This is a genomic window from Streptomyces flavovariabilis (assembly GCF_000725785.1).
Lineage (GTDB): Bacteria > Actinomycetota > Actinomycetes > Streptomycetales > Streptomycetaceae > Streptomyces > Streptomyces hawaiiensis.
In genome coordinates this window covers 1-293 of sequence record NZ_JNXD01000106.1, presented here as the reverse complement: position 1 = coordinate 293, position 293 = coordinate 1, and the positions used below count along the sequence as shown (strand labels likewise).

The window sequence follows — 293 nt, the reverse complement described above, 5'->3', positions numbered from 1 at the left end:
CAAGCCGGGTCTTCCCCTTGGCGATCAGCCGTTCATGGCGGGCGACCTCCTGCTGGCCGTCGTAGACCACCAGCTCGGACGCGTGCAGCATGGCCCGGACGGTCCGGCCGATCAGCCGCACCGGCACCGAATAGCGGTTGGTACGGACACTGATCTGGCTGAAGCGGTCCACCCGCAGGCTGAACAGCCTCCCCGTCTCGAAGGGTTCGTCCGGTAACGGCTGCAGCAACGGCCGTTCGACGGCGAAGTACTCGCTCACCGGCCGTGGCCGGGACCCGATCCGGCGCCGTTCG

Annotated in this window: 1 protein-coding gene; it reads right to left on the bottom strand. The window is 68.6% G+C overall.

The features are described from left to right. The coding region (locus IO24_RS0140120; RefSeq protein ID WP_420823269.1) for a Mu transposase domain-containing protein at positions 1-259 on the bottom strand (259 nt) is incomplete at its 3' end. Positions 260-293: the final 34 nt, after the last annotated feature.